Origin of the sequence: Rugamonas rivuli, assembly GCF_009380165.1 — a bacterium.
Lineage (GTDB): Bacteria > Pseudomonadota > Gammaproteobacteria > Burkholderiales > Burkholderiaceae_D > Rugamonas > Rugamonas rivuli.
This window is the reverse complement of the sequence record NZ_WHUF01000004.1, coordinates 778,395-802,151: the sequence shown is the minus strand read 5'-3', so window position 1 is coordinate 802,151 and position 23,757 is coordinate 778,395. Positions and strand designations below refer to the sequence as shown.

The window sequence follows — 23,757 nt, the reverse complement described above, 5'->3', positions numbered from 1 at the left end:
ACAGATAGTGGTAGAGGCGTTTCGCTCGATGATGGCGAACCGCCTGCGCACGCTGCTGACCATGCTGGGCATCATCATCGGCATCACCTCGGTGGTGCTGCTGCTGGCGGTCGGCGACAGCATGAAGCGCTTCATCGCCAAGGAGCTGGAGCAGCTGGGTACGAATATGCTGTTCGTCTCGCCCGGCGGCGACCGCGCGCAGCAGCAGCGCATGCGTACCGGCGCGGCGCCGGCGTTGACCATGGCCGATGCGGCGGCGCTGAACGCGCTGCCGTCGCTGGCCGGCGCGGCGGGCGTGCTGCAGGGCGGCTTCAACCTGGCGGTCGGCAACGAGAACGCATCGAAGACGGTGCACGGCGTGACGCCGGCCATGTTCAAGATCCGCGGCTGGAAGATCGACAAGGGCAGTGCCTTCAGCGACGCCGATGTGCGCGCCGCCTCGCGCATGGTGGTGATCGGCAAGAAGATCGCCGACCAGTTCTTCTACAAGGTCGACCCGCTGGGCAAGTACATCCGCATCGAGAACGTGTCCTTCCAGGTGGTCGGCGTGCTGTATGGCGAGGGCAAGCAGGTGGACGGCGGCGACCTGGCCGACTACGTGCTGGTGCCGATCACGGCGTCGGCGGCCAACCTGGTGCGGCTGCCGTTCCCCGGCAATGTGCATTACGTGGTGGCGCAGGGCAAGTCCGGCGGCAATCTGCAGGATGCGATCCAGGACATCAACGAAACGCTGCGCGACCGCCACCACATCAAGTTCGAGCAGCCGGACGATTTCCGCATCGATAACCTGGCCTCGTTCGCCGAGACGGCGCAGAAGATCAGCGCCGGCCTGGCCGCGTTGCTGGGACTGATCGGCGCGATTTCGCTGATCGTCGGCGGCATCGGCATCATGAACATCATGCTGGTGTCGGTGACGGAGCGCACCCGCGAGATCGGCATCCGCATGGCGATCGGCGCCAAGCCGCGCGACGTGCTGCTGCAGTTCCTGACGGAGGCGGTGGTGATCTGCCTGGTGGGCGGCATCTTCGGTATCATGCTGGCCACCGGGGCGGCGGCGGCGATCACCTCGACCGGCAAGTTCGACGTGTTCATCACCTTGCAGGCGGTGGTGGTGGCGTGCGGCTTCTCCAGCCTGGTGGGGGTGTTCTTCGGCTTCTATCCGGCGCGGCGTGCGTCGCGCCTGCTGCCGGTCGATTGCCTGCGCTACGAATAGGTCAGTAGTCGAACTTGCCGCTGCGGGCGGAATTCTTGAAGAAGGACGGCGCGGTTTCGCGCTCCTTCTGTTCCTGCTCGCGGCGCAGTTTGGCTTCCAGTTTTTTCTGGGCGATGCGCTCGTTGTGCTCGTCGATGCGCTGCTGCATGGCGCGGCCCTGCTTGCTGTTCCGTAGCAGGCTGAATTTCTGCAGCATGGCGGCGGCCCAGATCAGGAATACCACGAGCAGGGCCAGCAGGTAGCCGGCCTGCCAGATGCCGTAGTTCTGGCTGATGATGGGGAACAGCGGGCTGGCGTCCTCCAGCCAACCCTGGCCCAGCACGCCGCAGATGGCCGCCAGCACGCCCAGCGACAGCGTCTTGACGATCAGCCAGCGGCTGGCCTTGACGCGCGACTCCCAGAATTGCAGCGGGGCTTCGAGTTGGTCGGTGGGTATGGTCATAACGATAAGCTTGCGTTCGGGGGAGAGGGCGGCAGGTATTATGTCATATTTTCCACTGAGAAACTAAACCCGGATTGAGCCATCGCAAACAAAACGGCCCGGTCCCCTGTGCGGGGCCGGGCCGTTGTTGCGTGCGGGGTGCTTAGTTTTTCTTGGCGATCTCGTTGCCGACGTAGGCGCCGCCGACCACACCGGCGATGGTGGCTGCGGTCTTGCCCTTGCCGCCGCCGACCTGGTTGCCGATCAAGCCGCCAACCACCGCGCCTATGCCCATGCCGAGCGGGCTGTTCTGGGCGACCGGTGCCGGCGCAGGAGCTTGCGCCACAGGCGCGGACTGAGCGCTGTAGTCGGTGTGGCTGACATTGCGGGCCGGGGCGTCGCGGTGGTGCACCACGGTGCGGTGTTCAACCACGGCCGGGCGGGTTTCCTGCTGCGACTGGGCGGTCAGCGGCTGGCCATTCATCGTCTGGGCCGACGGCGCGACGCTGGCGGCGACCTGCGCGGTGTCCGGGGTGGCATGGGAGCTCGGCAGCAGGCCGGCGATCGACGCGGCGCCGACCAGGCTGACCAGGGTCAGGGACACGGCGGCTACGGCCATCAGTGGGTGGATGCGGGTGGTTTGAGCGATCGTCATTTTTGTTCTCCAATATTGCGCCACGGTGGCGCTTGCCCATATAACGGGCTGGAGAACAAAGCGGGTGACGCAGAAAGTGTTTCCAGCGTAAGCAGATGTTACGGCGCGCGGCGGGCGGCGCTGCGGCGCTCCAGCCATTCGCGGCCGCCGTGGTCCAGCGCCCTGGCGATGACGGCGGGCGGCAGGCTGTAGACCGTGGCCCAGCTGGCGCGGCCGTCGCCGGTGTTGGACGGGAAGCTGCTGGTCTCGACCGGCCAATGGTATTTGCGCTTGAGCGCCTTGACGATGGCGGCCAGCGAGGTGCGTCCCTGCAGCGGCGGGACGCCGGTCTGGTCGGCATCGGAAATCAGCACGGCGAGGACGGCGCCGCGTGCGGTCAGCGGTCCGGGGAAGATGGGGAGTTTGGCGGCAGGCATCGCGCCATTTTACCGGACGGCGCCGCGCGCACAGGCGCGGCGCCGTCCGGGTTTGCCGAGGATGTTGCTTAAGCTACTTGCGAGGCCTTGGCCTTGCGTTTGCGCGCCAGGCCAACCAGGCCCAGGCCGGCGCCCAGCATCAGGTAGGTGCTAGGTTCCGGCACGGCCGTTACCGACAGGCTGTCGATGCCGATGTAGTTGGAATTGTCGCCGGCAGGGCCGCCGTCATCGACCGAGTAGTGCAGGGCGAAGGCGCCGTTGGTGGCGCCGGACAGGCCGCTCAGCGTGACGCTGTACTTGGTCCATGCCTCAGGGTAGCCGCCCACGTCCTGGCCGCCGTTCACCGACAGCAGCAGGCTGCTGAACGAGCCGACGCTGTCGGCGGTGTTGCCGACATTGGTGCCGCCGATGTTGCTGAAGCGTACTTCCAGGCGGTCGGGCCAGGACGAACCGTCGACGGTGCGGGTGTAGAACGACAGGGTGTCGCCGTTGTGGTAGGTCGAGGTAGGCAGGATCAGCCAATTGCTGATGCTGGCCACGCCGGCGCCGTTGTTGAAGTTGGCGCCGATGTAGGAATTGGCTGCACCCTGGTACGAACTGAATACGGTTGGATTACCCTGGAACCAGTCGGTCGAGCCCAGTGGATCGCTGTTGTTGACCACCGTCCAGCCGGCAGGCACGCCGCCGTCGAAATTCTCGGTGAGCGCGTTGGCCGAAGCGGCGCCTGCGCTCAAAACGGATGCCAGGAACAGCGAGGAAATCACAGCAGATTTAAACGAAACAGCCATTTCTACACCTCCATCAAGCAATCTAATGAAATCCGGCGAGGCCCCCGCCACGCCGGGCCATGCAATCTTTTTACGGATGAGCTTGCATGGACAAACGATAACATATGCATAATAAAAATATGAAAATTTAAACAAGTTTGCATATGATTTATATGATTTAGGACAAAAACAACAACGGTGGCGTGGCGAAGGGGCGGTCGTTACTTTCGTATTGCACATTTAATAAAATTATTCTTTCGAAATGCATTAATGATATGATTTATTTCTTGGTAACTTTTCGGTTATCAACCTCGATAGGGAGCGAACATGTTGAAGAAAATCATCATCAGCGGCCTGCTGGCCGCGAGCGCTACGTTGGCGCATGCGGACACGCCGGCGCCGACCCGCTGGGCGTTTTTGTGGACCGGATTTTACGCGGACTACGATCAGTCTTTCCATCCGGAGTACTACGAGAACGGCACGTTCGGCGGTGTGGATGCCAATCACGATGGCGTCATCGGGCTCAACGAGCTGAGCGAGTTGAAGATCGACGGAATCGACTACGTCACGTCCAACTGTCAGGGGACTTGCAGCGTAATATCGTTCTCGTACGTGCTGGGCGGCGAACTGAGCTTCCTTGCAAGAAACAGGCTAACCTGGAACGCCGGTGATGTGACCGTCATCAATGCGGTGGAGTACGAAACCGGGGTGGCAATACGCTATACCACCTCGTACGGCGGGCACCATGACGATGCATCGTATTTCTTCACGCCGAAGACGGTGGAGACGATCACCCAGCTGACGCCGGTGCCTGAGCCGGAAAGTTACGCCATGCTGGGCGCCGGGCTGCTGTTGCTGGCCGGCGTGGCGCGTTCGAAGAAAAAAGCGGGGCGCTAAGCGCCGCCCGGCGCCGGGCAACAAAAAACCCGCCCAGCCTGACGGCTTGCGGGTTTCAATGTGTGGTGCGGGAGCCGGAATCATATTCTCCTATGAAATTTCTCTTGAAGGAAGTCGAGATACCATAAAAAGTACCAACAAAATTTTTTGTGCTCAATCGCAGACTAAGCAAGCATTGCACGCGCCTGCTCAAGCGCTTTGCTGTCGATCTTCGCTATCGGCTGGACTGAAACTGAATCCGCAGTTCAGGCACACTAAATTGTCGAGAATTTTTTCATCAATAATTTCACCGAGCGAAGCTCCGGCGGAGCCACCGGCAGCAGCGCCGACAAGGGCTCCAACGATTGTTCCTGTTACACCGCCTATGGCCGCTCCAGGCGGCCCGATGAACATACCGCCTAGGACGCCAAGCTCTGCGCCAGCCGCAGCGCCTCTTGCACAGAAAATAGCTCCGGCAATCGTGCCGACCCCGCAGAACACTCTTCTTGCGTAACCCTTTGTGTCAACGCGTTCGCTTCCGCAATTGGGGCAATGGTTTGTCATTCTGCAGCGCTCCTGTTGTCATGTGTAAAGTCGGACAAATCCAGTCCTGACTTCATCCTCTTGAGGTGGTCCCGAACAGCGTTACGTCTTACCTGCTCCATGTACGCTACAAAGCTGGCTGCTGTCAGAATGCCAGCTGCGAACACGATTGCGAATGCAGTAAGATGTTCTAGTGGTGATGTGTTCTGTCGCATGTTGAATCCTTCAAAGGAATGGTTTGAGGAGGGGCGGCGATGCCGTAACCAGTTGAGCAGTTTAGGCATAAGACCGCAGCCGGAAGGCCGCGGTCTTATGCCCTTCATCTGGTTTTGGTTTGATCAGCGCTATTTATAGTTCTGCGAATGCCGATGAGCACTGGCAGGCTAACTTGTATAAGAATCGACTAACTTGTACTACGACAACTTAACTTGTATGCTTGGTTCCGTGGTCTAGGTCAAACATTCAACGCAAGAAGGCAGTAAATGGAGCTTACAAACGGGGTCTACACCATTGTAGAAGCTGCGAGGTTGTTGGCTTGCGAGCCATACAAGTTGATCAATAAAGGGATTCTTGGTGAACTGAAGTTGCTGGTGCGAGTACCTGATCATCTTGATGCTTACAATGCAGGATATTCCGAGGTGCATCGAAATCTGGTGTTGACAAATGAGGGTGAAAAGCCCAAACCATTTCGCCAATCAGATATTGAATTCCTGGTTCTTCCTGAGGAAGCTTTAACCCTACTTGCTGTTAGCCAAGTTTTTGTTTGGGGAACTTTTGTGCAAGCCGGTCGGCTCTGTACTACGTCGGGAGAGGTAGAGATACTGGAAGCGGTTGTGCCTCCAACTTGGCCAGGCATGTTATTGGCCCATAAGAGTACCGATGTGTTTCACAGGTGTTTTGCAACGTATCGTCCCGGACTGAATGTGAATGTTCCTAGCGAGATCAGAAATCCTCAGAAGTTCAAAATTGACGTCAATGATCTGCTGCTTAGCCGTCTAGATCTGGCACGGATAGTGGACTCGGGTGAATACCAGCTTTCGCAACCAAACGATTTTCCTCAGTTAGACGTACAGCCACATACGTCGCGGAAGCTTCAATGTCTGTACACTCTTTTTTGCCGCGTATGGGCGCAGTTCAGTTCGCCGGGCTTCCTTCGGCCGCAAGGCGACGCTATCTTTCAAACGCTGAAAACGGAATTCAGGTTTTCTAAACGTGCCGCAGGGTTCGGCGCTCAAGTGATCGCCAGCAACGTTACTATCGAACGCGACGATGACGGAGCCTTAAGGATAGTTGCAGAGCAGATGAGCGCGCTCATACTCGGGGCAACCTTTCATTGGAAACCCCTGCCCGGTGTTCAGTTCACAGTGAAAGACACTGAGACCGTGACGGAGTGGTTTGAAGGAACGTATGGTTGGGCAAAATCGCCCGCAGAAATTGCTTCTGTGATCATTCGTCCGGACTATGCGCCTAGAGGCCGACCGAGTAGCAAAGCGAAATAGCTCATTGAGCCTTCGCGCTATTACCCAGCCGCCGCATGCGGCACACTGCGTTCATGTTCTTCATGCCGAAAGGAGGCAAACATGACTGCACCGCCTAAGTTCCCACTCAGAATTATTCGCCGCAAGCAGCTGGAGGAGCGCACTGGCCTCTCTCGCTCGTCAATCTATGATCGACTATCTGTCAGCTCGCCGCGCTTCGATCCGTCGTTCCCTCGTGCTATTCAATTAGGCCCTAAAGCGGTTGGTTGGGTTGAAGCAGAAATTGATGCTTGGCTACTGAATCGCATGCAAATGAATCGCGTCTAGCGCAATTGTCGCACGCCACAGGTCAGTAATGTAGATCTGAAAAAATCTGGAACGCCGCGTAACTTCGTTTTAGCGTCGTTAAAAATCACCACCTCTGGCCTAACTATTTTTCTATAGCGATAGGCCCAGGTGGTGTTTTTTTGGATTTCTACTTCTGGTATAAATGCTATAAAAGAAAGATTTAATAATAGGCCTCAAGAATATGACCAAGCTGAGAATTAAATTACTGGATAATCACGAATTAACTGTTGAGGAAATTTTCTCTGATAGCGATGAGGAAGTAAGCTACTGCATAACCCAAGATGCAAAAGGTAATTTAATAAAAGAAATAGATATACAGCAAGAATTAAACACTGCTCATATCGAAGAATTCGTCACAGTCGTAGCGTTTCCTGAGGATATGACGTCTAAGGTAATGCTGGAAATACCTGAATGCTATTCAATGATGAATGGTTTTCTCGATAAATACAATCCGAATTATTTCTATGGCCCAAAAACTACATTGTTTTATGATGCCATAAAACAAACTCCTGGGATTGGAATTGATTACAGGTTTTCGTCAAGCAGTTTTTCAGATAATTACGGTAATCCTAATCCTAGTTTTTTGCTTTTTGATGATCTGGTTATTAATATAAAAAACATTAGAAATTCCGCTGAATTCAAAGATAAATACAGGAAATGGAAAGAAAATTTTAAAAAGTCGTATGATAGTACAAGGAATTACGTTGATGATCTTTTTGAGAAATACTCTAAGCTTCTGGTAGTGCGTTTGGACTTGGGGTTTAAGCAACAAGGTGTGCTAGGTAAAGAGGAGGTGAGTATTGAAAAAACAAAGAAACTCTTGTTGAAGTTTCTAAATGCAAAGCGTTCTAACAATATATTTAGTGACGTAGTTGGATATGTTTGGAAGCTGGAATATGGTGAATTAAAAGGGTACCATTATCATTTATTGATTTTTATGAACGGTTCCAACACCCAAAGGGATATTTACCGTGGCCTAATGATGGGACAGTATTGGATTTCACTGACTCAAGGCGATGGCGTCTTCTATGTTAGTAACTTTAAAAAACGATATTTTGCCAAAAATGGTTTACTTGGCATCGGGATGGTTTCTCATTTCGAACAAGACAAACGGAAAAATTTGAACACCATTTTGCGGTATTTCTTTAAACCAGATCAGTACTTAAAAGAAAAGCCAGCAAAAGGTACTAGAACTTGCGGTAAGGGGGAGAGCATGTCTTTGAGTAGAACACGCGCCGGTCGCCCTCGTAAAAAGCGTAATGGCGATAGTTGAGTTCAAGCCCTCTCACTCCCAAAGGTGAGAGGGCTTTTTCCCTATCTAGACTTACATTCTTCTCTCCAGTCCTGAATCATATCGTTAGAAATAAAAGCAGTTTCACCTTTCTCCATGTGATAATCGGTAGTCTTTTTGTCGACACATGCAGATTGAGCGGTTGCAGCTTTTATGTCTTCGTATTGTTTTTTCTCGGCATCTAGCGATTTTTTGTGTTCATCCTCTAAGTCTATAACTTTGTATTTTCCATCATCAAGTAAGCCAACGAAGTAGTCCGCTTTATACAAATTTGCCACCGCAGTTTGTGCGATATATTTCTTCTGGGAATCGTAGTCGCCGTCTATTAAAGTGTAGCGACGTTGAGTTCCTTTTTCGTCACCGTCAATGTAGTTGTTTTCCCGTTCACCGGATTTTACAAAGCCAGTTTTCTTTTCGTCTTTCCAGGTTAAATTGGTTAACAATATTTCACCAGTAATATCCCAAACTTTCTCAGACCCGTTCTTTGAGTTTTTAGACCAGTTAGTTTGTCTTACAAGTTTATTGTTTTCGGGGTTGTAGTACTCCTCAATTCCATCTTTGTATCCGTCTAAAACGTGAAATTTCACGATTAAATTCTTTGTATTTTCATCCCAAATTTTTATCTCGCCATTTTGTTTTCCATTCTTGTAGGCGAAGTCGGCAAGCTTAGCCCCGCTATCGGTTAAGCACTCGGCTGGCCCATCCAAGATGCCCTGAGCGACTTCGACGTTACAGTTGCCGTGGACCATGAAACCAAGTTTCGTCGGGTTATAGTTGGATATCTTGCCGCTGAACGGGGTGTCGGAATGTAATTTATAGATCAGTCCTTGGTTTATTTCTGTTTGTCGTCCGTCTATTTTTTCGCCGCATCCGTTTAGAACGGCTATTGCTAGCGCCGACACAGCCATGACGTTGATTTTTGAGGGAAGTTTGATATGCATGGGTTTCCTTCTTACAGGGATGGTTGATGCCGCAGATATGAATCAGTGGCGTAGATTTATTTTTGGCAATGAAATCCTACCAATTTGGTAGCATGAGGGCAAGCTTAAACATGGACTATCTTTCTCTTTCGGAACGGGGCGAGAAGGATGTCTGTACTGGGCGATCGTCTAAAAGAAGCGCGTCTCAAAAGCGGCCTGTCGCAAGAGCAGCTTGGCCTTCAGGCTGGTCTTGAGGTTGAGAGTGCGAGCGCCAGGATGAACCGCTATGAACGCGGCACACGCGTGCCTGGGGTAGAGTTGATGGAGCGGATTGGGAGTGTTTTAGGCTTGCCACTGACGTACTTCTATGCCCCCAATGAAGACGAGGCCCGTCTAGTGGTTTTGTTCCACCGGATACAGCAAGACGATAAAAGGAAGTTGCTTCAGTTTGCCGAAGAATTAGCTGTGCCCTGACGGCGTAGGCCGCAGCCTGAGTTTCATCGTCCGTGGCACGGTACTACCGCCGACGACACCCCAAGCGGCCGCCCATTGAGCGGCCTGCCTCTGGGCCTCAGCTGTTTCTGCGGCTATCATGCGATCAATCGCTAACGTCATACGGTGAATCGCGTAAGCCCTGCTGTCGTTGGTGAATTTTCGATTGGACATCCGCTCAAGTATTCGCTTTTAAGATCCGGTAGACAGATGCTATTCCAATTGCGCAGGCATCTGCAATTTCCTGCTTAGTAAGGCCTTTGGCAACCAGCGCTTGCACCCTTGCGCCCTTAGCCTGCGCAGTTGGTGCACGCCCTGTATAGGCTCCTCGCTGCTTTGCGGCGGCAATCCCTACCTTCTGTCGCTCCAGCATATTTTCTCGTTCGAACTGAGCGATAGACGCGAACAAGTTGAACGTCAGTCGTCCTGATGGCGTGGCCGTATCAATCGCCAGGTCAAGGATACGGATGGTTGCGCCAGCACGCGCCACCTTTGCTTCGATCTCGACCATGTGGACCATCGAGCGCGCGGCGCGGGACAAGCTGCTGAAGACAAGAACGTCGCCCGCCTTGAGCACGGATAGCAGCTTGGCGAATTCAACACGCTGCTCCATTTTGACGCTGCTGATCTGTTCTTGGTAGATCGTCTGATCTGTGCAGCCGGCGCCCTTCAGCTTCGAGATTTGATCTGCAAGACCCGCGACCTGTTCAACGGTCGAGGTACGTGCATAGCCGTATGTTGTCATAGTGTTCCTTTTTATCAATAGGTTTTAGAAGTGGTGAAATTATCAATAGGCTCTAGAATGAAGTGCCGTTTTGATAGTTTTTGGGTGGGATGAAGCGGCACATCACTTGACCCTGCTTCAGTGATAGGTACAGATGCTTAGATTTGGTTCCTCGGCGGTATCATTTATTGCTGCGCCTCGATCTCGATGTGTGGATGTATTGGGCGCCAGTGTCAACGCCTAGATGAACATGCGGGCATGCCCTTGTGCAAAGAAGTGGATACAGGCCGTAATAGTCCTTACAATGACAACATTTGTCGGGCAGAATGCTCGATCTCTACCTGTTGCTTTTCCCAAAGGGTAATCCGATGTACTTGCGCCGTTTTGTTGTGGACAATGTCCGATCAATCTCTAATGTTCAGATGGACTTCAAAGCAGGAGAGGAAGCAGGTTGGCATGTGATATTAGGTTCCAACGGCTCTGGGAAGTCCTCTTTGGTGAGAGCCTTTGCCTTGGTGCTAATGGGGGAAAAGGAAGCATATGCCTCGCGGCAGGATTTCAATAGGTGGATGAGGGCTGATCAATCAAAGGCGACAATTGAAGCGCAAGTTTCTGGTGACGCTATTTTTGACGATGTTACTGGCTCTGGCGCACGTCGAGGGCGGTTGATCACCGTGCAAGCCAATCTTGAAATTCCCTCAGATATGCCAATTAAAAATGTCGAGGTCAAATTCTCGGGAAATGGATTTCAGCGAACTATTTGGGGGGGGGGAGCCGGATGGTTCTCAGCTTCCTTTGGACCATTTAGGCGGTTTACCGGTGGCGATAATAAGTATGACCGGCTTTTCGTTACGAATAAGCGACTTGCCCCGCACTTAACGGCACTTGGAGAGGATGTCGCGTTAACTGATGCGATGGGGTGGCTTAGTTCACTATTTCTTCTGGGCCTGCAGGATGAGAAAAATGGTCTTGTCAGTGAAAAGATGGCGCTGTTAGCTGCGGTAAGCAGCTTCTTGAACGCTAGTCACTTCTTACCTCACAATGCAACAATATCTTCGATTAGTGGCGATAACGTCGAGGTATCCGATGGAAACGGTTTTGATATTCCCTTAGATCAACTTAGCGATGGGTATAGATCAGCTCTTAGTTTAGTGCTAGAACTCATCCGTCAGATGGTAGAACTTTATGGCTCAGCAAGGATGTTAAGTGCTATTGATGCCGAATCTGGATCAATTCTAGCTCCAGGTGTCGTCATGATTGATGAGGTTGATGCACATCTTCACCCGACTTGGCAACGAGATATTGGACACTGGCTAACGAAATGTTTCCCGCACGTTCAATTTCTGGTGACTACACACTCTCCGATTGTTTGCCGGGCAGTCGACAAAGGCGGTGAGCTAAAAGGAAGTATATGGAAATTGCCTGCCCCAGGGTCGACTGATAGCTTTAGGCGAGTGGATGACGTGGAACTAAACCGGTTGGTCTATGGTGATGTTATAGACGCTTATTCAACAGAGCTATTTGGCACGGATGTTATTCGGTCGTTGGAAGGTGAACACAAAATTAATCGATTGGCGGAGTTGAACCTAAAAGCTCTTGAGGAACGCCTTACCTCCACCGAAGAAGCTGAACGCAAGCAGTTGCGTATTGCATTTCCTGCGCAAGCTGGTTCATTCTAAGGTGCCGCAATGTTGAGACACATTTGTGCGCCATTAACAAATAAGACTGCTGCTGTGCTAACGGCTTTGCAAGTAAAAGTAGACGTAAAAGCTAATAGGGCGGATCAGTACACAGTCGCGACTGCCTCTTTCAAAAATAAGAAAAATGCAGCTTGGAAAGAAATTCGTTCGAAGCTTGCTGAATCCGCACCTAGTGGGGATTCTTGTTATTATTGTGAGCGTGATAGATTTCGCGATATAGAACATATTCTTCCAAAGCGACATTATCCTGAACGGTGCTTTGATTGGGAAAATTATCTGTACGCTTGCACGATATGCAATCAGGATTGCAAGAGTGACAAATACGCTGTTATAGATAAAAAAGGCAGTTTAATTGAATTTGATCGATCATATCCCATAGGTAAATTGCCACCTAGCGGGATACACGCGCTCATTAATTTGCGGACTGAAGACCCTCTTGATTTTTTAAAGCTTGACTTTGATACTGGTTTTTTTGTCGCGATTGGCGGTTCACTTTCCAAAACCCGTGCGAAATTTACTAGAGATCTTTTTGGATTAAATGCTGGGGAGCTTCCTAGGGTAAGAAAATCAGCCTTTGTAACATTTGAGGCTTATCTTGAGAAATGGCAGCAAGCATATCGTGCGGGCAATGCTACCCTCGCAACGCATCTTTGCGCAGAAATCTTAAAACTTCCACACCCTACGGTGCTTGTGGAGATTCGGCGGCAGGCAGCTAATTCGCCACAACTTTCCGCATTAATTGCCGGCCTACCGAATCATGTTGGTATTCGCCCTTAATTAGTATTTATGCTGACCGCGTGTGTGTCTAAATAGCTTGTCTTAGTATAAAAATTAATGTAACTGATCGCATGGATGCCGCCCTACGCCGTATGAGATCATTTTTGGGATGTATTAAAGATTATGACTACAACATCCGCAGTAGCCTTCGCGGGACTTGCACTAGCCCTCGCATTTGCGTCCTCTGCCGTACTAGCCAGTACCGGAACGCAAGCCAGCCTCGAAATGTGCAGCTCCATGGCAGACAAGATCACTGAAATTGACGAAGGCCGCACTGATCCAACTTCGATGTTCCAAACTCGAGAGGACATGGCTGCTTTCATCAACAGGATGAACCTTGACACTGTTCAGAAGTACGGGTTCTCTACCGACTACGGCAAGTGCAAGCAACAGCCGGTTCGAGAGGTGCAAAAGATTGCGCAGCGATTTCTGAAACAAGAGTCGGTTGCGTCGGTGCGAGGAAGTAGTGACCCGTGTGCACGCGCCAATGCGACGAACGTTGTTGATGAGCGGTGTGCTATAGCCAGGTATGTCGGATCTGTCGACTGGGTTGGGTATGACGATGTAGACGCTGACGGCTTTGTAGTCAGAACTCGCGGGACGCAAAGGGATGCGGAGATAGTTGGGAGAGACAAACGCAAGCAAGCAATTATAGATCGTGCGCGGAAAGCCGAAGCAGAGTTCCATGAAGAATACTACGGGCTGCCCCCCCAGCCTTGTCCATTTAGAGGGCCAGATTCACTTCGTAGTCCAGAGTGCATTGCGACGGACAATAAGGTGAAAGAGATTCAGAAGCGGCTTATGGCCAAGTTCAATGTCAAACTGTGGGTAGTTAAATGAGCGAGAAAATTCTATGAACTTTCAAAAGCAAGTTCGTACAGTCATGCGTGAACAGGCTGAGATTGACGCAGAAAGGCAGGGTAGAATTGTTGTGTACCCAACTGCGGCGCAAACCTCCACTGAGTGTTTCCCATGCTTGGCCATTGAAGTCTTCCGAGTTGATCAAATGCCTCAGAAAACCTGGGTTGATCTCCGCGAGCTTGGTCAACACTTTGGAACATTGGACGCCGCTATGGATGCCGCTAGGAGCGTACAAGTTCTGAGCGTAGGTGAAGACGGTGAAGTCCAATGGGAAATAAAGTCTTAGTCGGAAAATATCGGGCGGACAAGCGCTGCGAAAATTGAAATGATGTCTGTGAATCGCACAGTTGATACTACTTTTGTATCGAAATTACCTGCGCTCCGATTCTCAGGCTATCCAAGTAGTCGGCCCAACGTTGCATCATCTCACGACGTGCTGGTAAGTGGCTTGTTCGATTGTAGGCGCGTCCGTTGGGGTCTTTAACCGCGTGCGCTAACTGATGCTCGATCAGGTCAACACGTTCGCCAAGCACTTCGTCCATGATCGTTCTTGCCATTGCACGGAAGCCGTGAGCTGTCATAATTTCCTTGCTGTAGCCCAAGCCCCTTAGCGCGGCATTGACGGTGTTCTCGCTCATGCAACGTTCAGCAGTTCTAATGCTAGGGAAAACAAATCGCCCGTGGCCTGACATAGGGTGAACCGTCCGCAAAATTTCCAACGCCTGCGTTGACAACGGCACAATGTGATCGTTGTCCATTTTCATCTTGTGTCCCGGTATCCGCCACTCCGCAGCCTCTAGGTCGATCTCAACCCATTCAGCAGCGCGCAACTCTCCTGGACGTACGAAAACTAGCGGAGAAAGCTTTAAGGCGGCTAAGGCGTACGGATGCCCGCCATAGCCGTGAATTGAGCGTAGCAAAGCCCCAACCTGCTTCGGCTCCGTGATCGCCGCGTAGTGCCCCTTTTCTGGCGCTGCCAGCGCGCCTTTGAGATCGGCAGTTACATCGCGCTCCGCAAATCCGCTAGCGACGGCGAAGCGGAATACTTGCCCGCATATCTGCTTGACCCTATGCGCTGACTCGACCGCACCGCGATCTTCCATTTTCTGCACAGCTGCCAAGACATCACGAGGGCCAATTGTGGAGATCGGCTTGCCTCCAATGAACGGGAAAACGTCATGGTTGAGCCAGTTCGTTACTTTTTCTTGCGTGCTGACTGCGCGCTCGCTGGCAGTCTTTGCTAGCCACTGGCGGGCTACGATTCCGAAGGTGTGTGCAGCCGCTGAAATCTTGGTCTTCTTATCGTCCTGTTTTGCCTGACTAGGATCGATGCCATCCGCAAGCAGTTCGCGTGCGCTCTCTCGGCGCTTGCGTGCTTTGGCTAAGCTGACCTCTGGGTAGACGCCGAGTGCGAGTGTCTTTTGCTTCTCGGCGTATCGATAATTCATACGCCAGTATTTACCTGCGGCTTTCACCAACAGGAACATTCCGTGCCCATCGGTGTATTTGTCTCCGGCGGGTGCGCCGCTGTGTTTGACTTGGCGAACGAAAGTGTCTGTCAAGGCCATAGTGCCTCCGTGTTGGTACTTGGTTTTTGCGTTTGGGAAAGTACCAACAAAAGTGCCATAAAAATGTTGGTATCTGATGCTATCGCGTTGGACAGCTTTGGACAACAAAAAACCCGCTCTCCTATGACAGAGGCGGGTTCGTTGGATTTGATTGGACTGCTTAGTACGTGTTCTTGGTGCCGGGAGCCGGAATCGAACCGGCACGCCTTGCGGCGCGGGATTTTGAGTCCCGTGCGTCTACCTATTCCGCCATCCCGGCAACGCGACCCGCATTATCACTGATTTACCCCCATGCCGCAAGCCATGGTGTGGAAATTTTATATTTTTACAAGTATTTATCCGCCGCCGAAGCGGGTATCATCACGCCTACCTTCCGCTTCCGCCGGCCCCCGCCGGCAGCTGTCGCATGAAAAATAACAAGATACGCGAAATCATCCTGGGCAAGGCGCTCGACCCGATGAAGAGCGAAACCCGCCACTCGATGGCGCTGGTGGCCTTCCTGGCCTGGGTCGGCCTCGGCGCCGACGGCCTGTCGTCTTCCGCCTACGGCCCCGAGGAAACCTTCCGCGCGCTGGGCAGCCACACCCACCTCGGCCTCTACATGGCGCTGGCCACCGCCGTCACGGTGTTCATCATCGCGCTGGCCTACAACCAGGTGATCGAACTGTTTCCCACCGGCGGCGGCGGCTACCGCGTGGCGACCAAGCTGGTGGGGCCGTACATGGGCCTGATCTCCGGCTGCGCGCTGATCCTCGACTATGTGCTGACCATCGCCATCTCCATCGCCTCCGGCGTCGACGCGCTGGCCTCCTTCCTGCCGCTGGGCTTCCAGCCCTACAAGCTGTGGGCCGAGGTGTTCTTCATCGGCCTGCTGATCGTGATGAACCTGCGCGGCCTGAAGGAAGCGATCCAGATCCTGCTGCCGATCTTCCTCGGCTTCGTCGCCACGCATTTGGTATTAATCGTTTACGGCATTTTCGCCCACGCCTCGCACCTGCCGGAACTGGTGCCGACCACGATGGCCGACACCGGCAAGCTGGCCAGCGAGATCGGCTGGACCGGCGTGGCCGGCATGCTGCTGCTGGCCTATTCGCAGGGCGGCGGCACCTACACCGGGCTGGAGGCGGTGTCGAACAACGTCAACCTGCTGGCCGAGCCGCGCGTGCGTACCGGCAAGGTGACGATGCTGTACATGGCGCTGTCGCTGGCGTTCACGGCCGGCGGCATCATCCTGCTGTACCTGCTGTGGGACGCCCATCCGGTGCCGGGCGAGACGCTCAACGCTTCCACCTTCAAGACCATCATCGCCAGCATGGGCCTGGGCGGCGAGACGCTCAACCAGCTGCTGCTGGTGATCGTGCTGGCGTTCGAGGCGGGGCTGCTGTTCGTGGCGGCCAACACCGGCTTCCTGGGCGGGCCGTCGGTGCTGTCGAACATGGCGTCCGATTCCTGGGTGCCGCACAAGTTCCGCTACCTGTCGACCCGGCTGGTGACGCAGAACGGCATCCTGGTGATGGGCATCGCCGCGCTGGCCATCCTGTGGTGGACTGGCGGCAGCGTGACGCTGCTGGTGGTGCTGTATTCGATCTCGGTGTTCCTGACCTTCGCCATTTCGCTGTTCGGCCTGGTGCTGTACTGGTCGCGCAACCGCCGGCCCGGCACTTACTGGAAGCGCCGCCTGCTGCTGTCGGCCACCGGCTTCGTGATCTGCGCCGGCATCCTGGCCATCCTGCTGATCGAGCGTTTCACCGAGGGCGGCTGGGTGACGGCGCTGATCATCGCCGCCATCGCCGGCCTGTGCGTGATGATACGCAAGCACTACCGCGCCACCAAGCAGGCCATCCATTCGGTCGACGAGGTGTTCGCCAGCCAGCCCTTCGGCCCGAACACGCAGCCAGTCGAGCCCAATCCGGAAGACCAGACCGCCGTGTTCATCGTCGGCACCTCGCGCGGCGGCGGCCTGCATGCGCTGCTGTGGGTGCAGCGCATGTTCCCGCATCACTTCAAGAATTTTTTGTTCGTCAATGCGCGCACCGTCGATTCGCACGCCTACGGCGGCGAGGGCGCGCTGGAGCAGATGCGCGAAGAGGCGGCCGAGACGCTGGAGTTCTTTGTCGACTTCTGCCACAGCCACGGCATGGCGGCCTCGTCCTATCTGGGCTTCGGCACCGACGCGGTGGAGGAAGTGACCCGCATGTGCGAGGAGATCAGCCGCGAGTTCCCGCACGCGATCTTCTTCACCAGCAAGCTGATCTTCTCGTCAGATAACTGGTTCACGCGGCTGCTGCACAACCAGGCGGCGCTGGCGGCGCAGCGCCGCCTGCACCTGGAGGGTTTGCAGATGGTGATCTTGCCGATGAAGGTCTAGATCACGTAGCCGATGCCGTCGCGTTCCAGCACGCGCTTCATGTGGGCTTTCTTGTCGGCGCCCACCGCCTGGCGCAGCGTGTAGTCTTCGCCGAAGGTGCGGTCGTCCGTCATGCGGGCTTGTTCCTTGGCCAGGTATTCCTCGATGCCGCAGATGCGTTTGGCCGGATTGCCGGCGTAGACCGAGTCCGAATCGACGTCGCGCGTGACGACGGAGCCGGCGCCGATGATGACGTTGTCGCCGATGGTCACGCCCGGCATGACGATGCTGCCGGCGCCGATGAACACCTTGTTGCCGATCGTGACGGTCTTGATCTTGGTGTAGTTCAGGTGCATCTTGGTGCTGGCGTCGTGGGCCAGCAGGTGCACGCGGGGCGCCAGGGTGACGTTGTCGCCGATCTCGATCAGCCAGTAGTGCGAGTCGTCGATGATGCAGCCTTCCAGCATGTGGAAGTTGCTGCCCACCTTCATACCGTTTTTGCGGTAGTGGTCGATCAGGTTGGGTTTGTCCTTGGGCCAGCCTATGGTCGCTTTCAAGCCTTTTTTAATGGCGCGTTTCAGAATTTGTTTCATGTTCATCCTTTGGGAGCATAGGGAGACGAGTCCTATGTTGCGCCGCAATATTACACCGTTACGTGAAATTGCGGCGCACCTGAGGATGAAATATTAAAAAAATACTACGAATGCGGCGCCAGCTGCTGCTGCGCCAGCAGCGCGAAGATGGCGTCCTTGGATAGCACGTACTGGTCCATCAGCACGTCCTTCAGCTCGCTGATCTGCACACGGTAGTCGGCGATCGCCTGCAGCGTATAGCTGTAGAGTTCGTCGGCCTTGGCTTCGACCTGGTCGAGGTCGCGCTCCTGGTGCTTGAACTGGCTGTAGTCCAGCTTGGAACGCGAATACATCGACAGCTGGTTGACCATCATGTCCAGCATCGAGGTGGCTTTCTGGATATCGTTCTGGCTGCCGACCGAGATGCCGCGCGCGCCGTAGAACAGTTCCTCCGCCGCGACGCCGCCGTACAGCTGGATCACGTCGCGCTCCAGCTCTTCCAGCGTGCGCAGCGCAACATCGTCAGAGGCCGACAGCACATAGCCCAGCGCGCCCAGCTTGGACACCGACTCGGTGCTGATCTTGAGCAGCGGCGAGCGCTCCTTGACCTGCTCCAGCGTCATGCCCTGGCGCAGCCACGGGTCGATTTGCATGAAGAAGTGGCCCAGCTCGTGCAGCGCCACGCGCTCGCGCTGGCGCGTCTTCTCGGCGGTAGTGGCGCGGTCGGTCAGGCCGATGGTGGCGCGCTCGAAGGCGCGGAACATCAGCCCGGTGTCGATCACCGCGTGCTCCTGGATGGCGATCATGCTGGCGCGCTCGACCACCGTCTGCAGCAGTGCCGGGCTGAGGTTGGCCGTGATCTCGGCCACCTGGTCCAGGTTGAGCCGGTCCCAGGCCACGCAGCCGTCGGCCTTGCGCGCCAGGAAGGCGCGCAGCAGTTCGCGCCGTTCGGTCTTGTTCGGCAGGCGGAAGTTGATCTTGACCGAGAAGCGGCGCAGCATCGCCTCGTCCATCTGCGACGAGGCATCGTCGAAGTTGGAGGCCACCACCCAGATCACGCCCGCGCCCTGGTCGCTGCGCACGCCGTCGAGCAGGCCGAGCAGGGTGTTGGCGGTGTCGTCTTCCCATTTCTTGTCGCCGCGGCCGCGCGGCATGAACAGGCTCTGGGCTTCGTCGAGGAAAATGATACAGCTGCCGCGCGCGCAAGCCTTGCGGTGTAACGCGTGCAGCGCCTTGGAGCCGCCGCCGATGTAGCCGGACTCCAGCGCCGAGGCCGAGGCCTGGATCAGCGGCACGTTGAGGCGCTTGGCCAGGTAGCCGGCCAGCTTGGTCTTGCCGGTGCCCGCCGGCCCGGTCAGCATGACGTTGAAGGGCTTGTCGATATCGTGTTCGCGGTAGACCGCGCGGTTCCGTATCATGTCCTCCAGGTGCAGCACTTCCTGCTTGATGTCTTCCATGCCGATCAGGTCGTCCATGCTGCCGCTCAGCTGGTCCGGCGTCAGCACCGTGGCCGACACGCCCGTCCCGGGCAGGCCGTGGCGCAGCACGAACAGCGCCAGGCCGACCAGCAGCAGGTCGACCGCGTGGCGCCGCAGGAACACGCCGACGCGCGCCAGCTTGCTGTCTTCGTCGTCCTGCAGCACCGCGCGGTGCGAGGCCAGGTAATCGTCGCGCGCGATGGCGTAGGGGATGTTATGGCGCAGCAGGATTTCGCGCTCCAGGCTCTGGTGCGTGCTGGCCGGCACCTTGACCACGTACAGCAGCGGATCGTCGCGCAGCTTGAACACATAGCGCGGCGCTTCCGACAGCGGCGCCGCCACCATCAGGTATTCCAGCCGCTCGCGCTCGGTCGCCAGCGCGGTGATCTGCGAAATGTCCTGCGAACGCAGCATCGGGTGCTGGTCCTGCGGCACGTCGGCACGCCAGCCGAGCAGCGCCACGATGGCCGCGGCCAGCAGGGCCAGCCCGGCGCGCACGTAATTGTTACGCAGGGCGGTGTGAAGTTTGTACAGATTAAACATGACGCTATCCAGGCCAGAGGGCTGTGCGGCTGTTGTCGGGCTGGTGCGCAGGGGCGGGGCGCAGCAGCCGAGGCCGCTATGGCCGGCGCGCGAAGTGGGGCGCTGCCGGGGTGTTGCCTTCAATATTGCGAAACAAACATGCCGTGTGGCAACTCGGCATACGGGCACTATAGCGGGACTGCGGCGCTTTGTCCCGGTTGTGCTGAAAAAAAAGGCAGCGGCTGCAACAACGGCGGCGCGCTTGCCGTTCATCGCGATTTTTGACGTTTTGCGTACGCGGATTGACCGCTCGTCGCATGCGCCGGATCTGGCGCGCGCGCTTTGTTAATCTGTACATGTCTACCGCTGATTCGATCAAGCAGCGGTGGCTCCCCGGCAGTATTTACAACGCACTCATCTAACGGAGCACACCATGAAAACCACTCTCTTCGGCGTCGTCGCCGCTCTCGCTTTCGCCACCATCCCAGCGGCCCACGCCGACGATACCAGCGTCCAGATCAAAGGCGGCCACGCCCGCATCCACATCATGCAGGAAGACTTTGCCGACTACAAAAATGCGTATCAGTTGACCAACGGCCAGGTGCTGAAATTCAGCCAGCGCCAGGCCCACTTCTACGCGCAGATCGACAAGGGCGAGCGCGTCGAGATCTTCCCGACTGCCCGCGACCAGTTCGTCAGCGATGCCGGCACCCGCTTCGACTTCAGCGATGAAGCCCAGACCGTCGGCGTCGCCAACTTCGGCCGCCTGCCGCTGGCCAAGGCCACCGGCGACACCATCGTCATGGCCAAGCGCTGATGCCGGGTGTGACGCCGGCAGGGCCTAGTGTTCATACTTGCGTTCGAGGCGCGCCAGGCTACCGTCGCGCCGCATCTCCGCCAGTGCCGCGTTGAGCTTGTCCACCAGCTCATCCGGCACTGAGGGGTTGCACGCGAGGTAGACCTTGATGCGGTTGAACACCAGCAGCGGCACCACCTTGTCCGCCCACTCCTGCTGGCTTGGCCCGGGGCTGCCGGTGCGCATGCCCACCGCCCACAAGTCTATGCGCTTGAGCAGCACCTTCTGCGGGTTGGCCAGGTCGTTGCTGACCGGCTCGACATTGAAACCGCGGCTGCGCAGATACTCGTCGCGCGCATCGCCGATGTAGGTGCCGATGCGCAGCTTGCGCGCATCCTCCAGCGTCTTCAACGGGAACTCGTGGTCGGCGCGGCCCCACAACACCCATTCGGCCTCGTCGGTCGGACCTATCCATTTGAACAGTTTTTCACGCTCGGGCGTGCGCGAGGTCGAGTACACGCAGGTGTGCGCCTGGTTCTGCGCCATCAGGTAGGCGCGCTTCCACGGGAACAGCTCGATCTTGTAGCTGGTGGCGGTGCGCGCCATCATCTCGCGCACCTTGTCGGTTTCGCGGCCGGTCACGCCGTCCGGCCCCTGCATGCTGGCGGGCGGCGCGTGCTCGGTGACGATGTTCAGCGGCGTGGCGGCGCCGGCATCCGCGCCGGCGGCCGCGAGTAACAATGGCAGGAAAATAAATCGCATGGGCTGGCCGCTTTCTCGTCAAAAGCATAGCAGCAATGCGAAGCGGGCGACAACACTGTCGCCCGCAGGTCTTCGGATAGCGGCCTAGTCGGCGCGGCGGTACAGGCGGAAGCGCTCGTCGCGGTCGGCCGGACGGCGGCCTTCCCACAGCAGGCGCCATTGCTGGTCGCGATAGCGCGCCGGAATCTCGCGCTCGTCGCGCAGCTTGATGCTGTCCTGCAGCAGCAGCATGTCGCACGAAGCGCCTTCGACGCCGGCGAACGGCAGCTGGGCGTAGTAGGCGAACGAGGCGCGCTGGGCCGGGCCGACGTTGGACTCGATGCAGCGCGCGCCCGGCGGCAGCTTGTCGGCGATCTGGCGCGCTACGCTGGCGTAGCTCTTGCTGTAATTGACGTCGGGCAGGAACAGGGTCATCAGCAGGATCCAGATCAGGATCAGTCCGCCGGACGACAGCACCACCGCGCGCCACAGCACGGCGGGCTGGCGCGAGATGCGCCAGTGCACCAGCGCGAACCAGCCGGCGGTGGCGGCCAGCGCCACCAGCAGCGCGATCCAGCCCAGCTCCGGGTGGAAGCCCGGCACCAGCTTGAGCGCGTTCTTGGCGGCCTTGGCCGGCCAGCCGGTCAGCTTGGCGATCCAGAACACCCAGATCACGGCCGCGCACAAGGTCAGCGCCATCACCGAGAACCAGTCGATGGCGTTGATGGCGCCGCGCTTCATGGTCAGCAGGCCGAAGGCGGCCATGATGGCCAGCGGCGGCAGCAGCACCAGCAGCTGGCCCTGTTCGGGGGCGCTGTTGAACAGCGTCAGCAGCGCGCCCATGGTGACGAAGGCCAGCGGCACGACGATGTGCAGCGCGCGGCGCTGGCGGCGCCAGGCCCACACGGCCCAGCCGGCAAACGGCCACGCCGGCCAGAAGAACCAGACGCCGACGCGGAAAAAGAATTTGAGCGACACGGCGCTCGGCAGGCCGAACAGGTCCAGGTTCCAGGCCAGCCAGGCGTTCAGCGGCAGCTGGTGGTAGGGTTGCAGCAGCTGCGCCGGCAGCAGCCACAGCGCGGCCACGGCGCCGCCGACGGCGATAGTGGCGCCCAGGTCGCGCATCGCGCGGATGGCGGGCTGGTCGAGGAAGCGGGTGCAGGCGAACAGGGCCAGCATGAGCAGCACCGGCGTGACCCAGCCGCGCGTCAGCGTCAGCAGGCCGACCGCCAGGCCGCTGAGGGCGGCGTTGCGCAGCGACGGGCCTTCCACGTAGCGCACGGTGCGGTACAGCAGCAGCGCCACCAGCGACACTTGCAGCGCTTCCGAGGTGGTCTCGTGGCTGTGCAGCAGCAAGCCCAGGCAGCCGAGGTAGATCAGCACGGCGGCGTCGGCCAGCGTGCGGCCGAAGTCGTCCGGCTCGGGCTGGCCGCCGAAGGCCAGGCGCAGCGGCTGCGCATCCTGGCGGCGTCCCAGATTAAAGGTGGCGTACCACAGCGACAGCACGCCCAGCAGGAACACGCCGACGGTGCCGACGCGGGCCGCCGGCACGTCGCCGATCAGCCAGCCGAACAGCTTGATGCCGAGCGCGCCCAGCCAGAACGCCAGTGGGCCCTCGTCCGGCATCGACAGGCCGGCGATATTCGGCCACAGCCAGTCCTGCCAGCTGCCGTGCGCCATGGTCCACATGATGCCGAAGCTGGCGGCGTCGTCGTTCTTCCACGGATCGCGGCCGATCAGGCCAGGCAGGATGTACAGCAGGCCCAGGGCAAACAAGGCCCAGCGCGGCAGTGCCAGGGTAGCGGCGGCGGGAAGACGGACTGGCTTCATCGATCGGTATGCAAGTGAGAGGTGAACGGGAGTATGAAGGAAAACCGGCTGGCGGCGGGGGCGACAAACAAAAAAAGCAGCCAGAGGCTGCTTTTTTCATGATCGCGGCGAAAATCAGCCTTGTGCGATTTGGGTCTTCGAACCCACGGCGCCGAACTTCTGGCGGAATTTCTCAACGCGGCCAGCGGTGTCGACGATTTTGTGCTTGCCGGTGTAGAACGGGTGCGATTCAGCCGAAACCTCGATCTTGATCAGCGGATAGTCTTTACCGTTGTGGTTGATCGTTTCGCGGGTCTGGATGGTCGAACGGGTAACGAATTTGAAGTCGCACGACAGGTCGTGGAACACAACTTCGCGGTAGTCTGGATGGATTTCTGGTTTCATTTGAAGCCTCGGTTAGTTAGGTAGCCAAACAGCACTT

General features: G+C 56.8%; 23 protein-coding genes and 1 tRNA gene. 11 read left to right on the top strand and 13 right to left on the bottom strand.

Going from position 1 to position 23,757, the window contains the following annotated elements:
- Nucleotides 1-28 precede the first annotated feature (28 nt).
- Nucleotides 29-1,213, top strand: coding sequence for an ABC transporter permease (locus GEV01_RS18605; RefSeq protein ID WP_152807038.1), 1,185 nt, complete (start codon nt 29-31; stop codon nt 1,211-1,213).
- Nucleotide 1,214: 1 nt separating this feature from the next.
- Here GEV01_RS18605 and GEV01_RS18600 read toward each other — a convergent pair whose 3' ends face one another.
- The 4 genes from GEV01_RS18600 to GEV01_RS18585 all read right to left on the bottom strand — a co-directional run bounded on the left by GEV01_RS18600 (nt 1,215) and on the right by GEV01_RS18585 (nt 3,493).
- The gene (locus GEV01_RS18600; protein ID WP_152807036.1) at nt 1,215-1,655 is read right to left on the bottom strand and encodes a hypothetical protein; all 441 of its coding nucleotides are present in this window, start codon (nt 1,653-1,655) and stop codon (nt 1,215-1,217) included.
- Nucleotides 1,656-1,797: 142 nt separating this feature from the next.
- Nucleotides 1,798-2,289 (bottom strand): glycine zipper 2TM domain-containing protein, encoded by a 492-nt coding sequence (locus tag GEV01_RS18595; RefSeq protein ID WP_152807034.1) that lies wholly within the window; start codon nt 2,287-2,289, stop codon nt 1,798-1,800.
- A gap of 98 nt (nt 2,290-2,387) precedes the next feature.
- On the bottom strand, nt 2,388-2,705 hold the full coding sequence (locus GEV01_RS18590; protein WP_152807032.1) for a hypothetical protein: 318 nt from the start codon (nt 2,703-2,705) through the stop codon (nt 2,388-2,390).
- A 68-nt stretch (nt 2,706-2,773) separates the two neighbouring features.
- Entirely contained in the window at nt 2,774-3,493 is a 720-nt protein-coding gene (locus tag GEV01_RS18585) for a choice-of-anchor J family PEP-CTERM protein (RefSeq protein WP_152807030.1), read from the bottom strand.
- Between the two features lie 306 nt (nt 3,494-3,799).
- On the opposite strand from GEV01_RS18585, the gene GEV01_RS18580 reads away from it, so the two are divergent.
- The 4 genes from GEV01_RS18580 to GEV01_RS18555 all read left to right on the top strand — a co-directional run bounded on the left by GEV01_RS18580 (nt 3,800) and on the right by GEV01_RS18555 (nt 7,990).
- Nucleotides 3,800-4,369, top strand: coding sequence for a PEP-CTERM sorting domain-containing protein (locus GEV01_RS18580; RefSeq protein WP_152807028.1), 570 nt, complete (start codon nt 3,800-3,802; stop codon nt 4,367-4,369).
- Nucleotides 4,370-5,373: 1,004 nt separating this feature from the next.
- The gene (locus tag GEV01_RS18565) at nt 5,374-6,390 is read left to right on the top strand and encodes a hypothetical protein (protein ID WP_152807022.1); all 1,017 of its coding nucleotides are present in this window, start codon (nt 5,374-5,376) and stop codon (nt 6,388-6,390) included.
- Between the two features lie 81 nt (nt 6,391-6,471).
- Nucleotides 6,472-6,696, top strand: coding sequence for an AlpA family phage regulatory protein (locus GEV01_RS18560; protein ID WP_152807020.1), 225 nt, complete (start codon nt 6,472-6,474; stop codon nt 6,694-6,696).
- A gap of 202 nt (nt 6,697-6,898) precedes the next feature.
- Nucleotides 6,899-7,990: a YagK/YfjJ domain-containing protein gene (locus GEV01_RS18555; protein WP_152807019.1), complete on the top strand. Its 1,092-nt coding sequence runs from the start codon at nt 6,899-6,901 to the stop codon at nt 7,988-7,990.
- A gap of 41 nt (nt 7,991-8,031) precedes the next feature.
- Here the strand turns inward: GEV01_RS18555 and GEV01_RS18550 are convergent, their stop codons facing one another.
- On the bottom strand, nt 8,032-8,949 hold the full coding sequence (locus GEV01_RS18550) for a toxin-antitoxin system YwqK family antitoxin (RefSeq protein ID WP_152807017.1): 918 nt from the start codon (nt 8,947-8,949) through the stop codon (nt 8,032-8,034).
- A 147-nt stretch (nt 8,950-9,096) separates the two neighbouring features.
- Between GEV01_RS18550 and GEV01_RS18545 the strand changes: the two genes are divergently transcribed.
- Nucleotides 9,097-9,402 carry a helix-turn-helix domain-containing protein gene (locus GEV01_RS18545; protein WP_152807015.1) on the top strand — a complete coding sequence of 102 codons (306 nt, stop codon included), beginning with the start codon at nt 9,097-9,099 and terminating at the stop codon, nt 9,400-9,402.
- A gap of 196 nt (nt 9,403-9,598) precedes the next feature.
- On the opposite strand, the gene GEV01_RS18540 is transcribed toward GEV01_RS18545, so the two are convergent.
- The gene (locus GEV01_RS18540; protein ID WP_152807013.1) at nt 9,599-10,165 is read right to left on the bottom strand and encodes a recombinase family protein; all 567 of its coding nucleotides are present in this window, start codon (nt 10,163-10,165) and stop codon (nt 9,599-9,601) included.
- A gap of 305 nt (nt 10,166-10,470) precedes the next feature.
- Between GEV01_RS18540 and GEV01_RS18535 the strand changes: the two genes are divergently transcribed.
- The 3 genes from GEV01_RS18535 (at nt 10,471) to GEV01_RS18525 (ending at nt 13,461) form a co-directional block, all read left to right on the top strand.
- Entirely contained in the window at nt 10,471-11,823 is a 1,353-nt protein-coding gene (locus GEV01_RS18535; RefSeq protein ID WP_152807011.1) for an AAA family ATPase, read from the top strand.
- 9 nt (nt 11,824-11,832) lie between these two features.
- Nucleotides 11,833-12,621, top strand: coding sequence for an HNH endonuclease family protein (locus GEV01_RS18530; RefSeq protein ID WP_152807010.1), 789 nt, complete (start codon nt 11,833-11,835; stop codon nt 12,619-12,621).
- 237 nt (nt 12,622-12,858) lie between these two features.
- Nucleotides 12,859-13,461 (top strand): hypothetical protein, encoded by a 603-nt coding sequence (locus GEV01_RS18525; protein ID WP_152807009.1) that lies wholly within the window; start codon nt 12,859-12,861, stop codon nt 13,459-13,461.
- A 374-nt stretch (nt 13,462-13,835) separates the two neighbouring features.
- On the opposite strand, the gene GEV01_RS18520 is transcribed toward GEV01_RS18525, so the two are convergent.
- Both GEV01_RS18520 and GEV01_RS18515 read right to left on the bottom strand, forming a co-directional pair.
- Nucleotides 13,836-15,050 carry a tyrosine-type recombinase/integrase gene (locus GEV01_RS18520; protein WP_152807007.1) on the bottom strand — a complete coding sequence of 405 codons (1,215 nt, stop codon included), beginning with the start codon at nt 15,048-15,050 and terminating at the stop codon, nt 13,836-13,838.
- Nucleotides 15,051-15,224: 174 nt separating this feature from the next.
- Nucleotides 15,225-15,309, bottom strand: a tRNA-Leu gene (locus GEV01_RS18515).
- A 147-nt stretch (nt 15,310-15,456) separates the two neighbouring features.
- On the opposite strand from GEV01_RS18515, the gene GEV01_RS18510 reads away from it, so the two are divergent.
- Entirely contained in the window at nt 15,457-17,418 is a 1,962-nt protein-coding gene (locus GEV01_RS18510) for an amino acid permease (RefSeq protein ID WP_152807005.1), read from the top strand.
- Here the strand turns inward: GEV01_RS18510 and GEV01_RS18505 are convergent.
- Nucleotides 17,415-17,990, bottom strand: coding sequence for an acyltransferase (locus GEV01_RS18505; protein WP_152807003.1), 576 nt, complete (start codon nt 17,988-17,990; stop codon nt 17,415-17,417). The genes GEV01_RS18510 and GEV01_RS18505 overlap by 4 nt on opposite strands.
- Before the next feature lie 104 nt (nt 17,991-18,094).
- Nucleotides 18,095-19,990 (bottom strand): AAA family ATPase, encoded by a 1,896-nt coding sequence (locus GEV01_RS18500; protein WP_152807001.1) that lies wholly within the window; start codon nt 19,988-19,990, stop codon nt 18,095-18,097.
- A gap of 412 nt (nt 19,991-20,402) precedes the next feature.
- Here GEV01_RS18500 and GEV01_RS18495 point away from each other — a divergent pair, with 412 nt between their 5' ends.
- Entirely contained in the window at nt 20,403-20,786 is a 384-nt protein-coding gene (locus tag GEV01_RS18495; RefSeq protein ID WP_152806999.1) for a gel scht, read from the top strand.
- A gap of 24 nt (nt 20,787-20,810) precedes the next feature.
- Here the strand turns inward: GEV01_RS18495 and GEV01_RS18490 are convergent, their stop codons facing one another.
- From GEV01_RS18490 to GEV01_RS18480, 3 genes are all read right to left on the bottom strand, one after another.
- Nucleotides 20,811-21,527, bottom strand: coding sequence for a substrate-binding periplasmic protein (locus tag GEV01_RS18490; RefSeq protein ID WP_152806997.1), 717 nt, complete (start codon nt 21,525-21,527; stop codon nt 20,811-20,813).
- An 84-nt stretch (nt 21,528-21,611) separates the two neighbouring features.
- Nucleotides 21,612-23,336 (bottom strand): ArnT family glycosyltransferase, encoded by a 1,725-nt coding sequence (locus GEV01_RS18485; protein WP_152806995.1) that lies wholly within the window; start codon nt 23,334-23,336, stop codon nt 21,612-21,614.
- A 114-nt stretch (nt 23,337-23,450) separates the two neighbouring features.
- A complete protein-coding gene (locus tag GEV01_RS18480) occupies nt 23,451-23,720 on the bottom strand; it encodes a type B 50S ribosomal protein L31 (protein WP_152806993.1) in 270 nt (89 codons plus the stop codon).
- Nucleotides 23,721-23,757 lie beyond the last annotated feature (37 nt).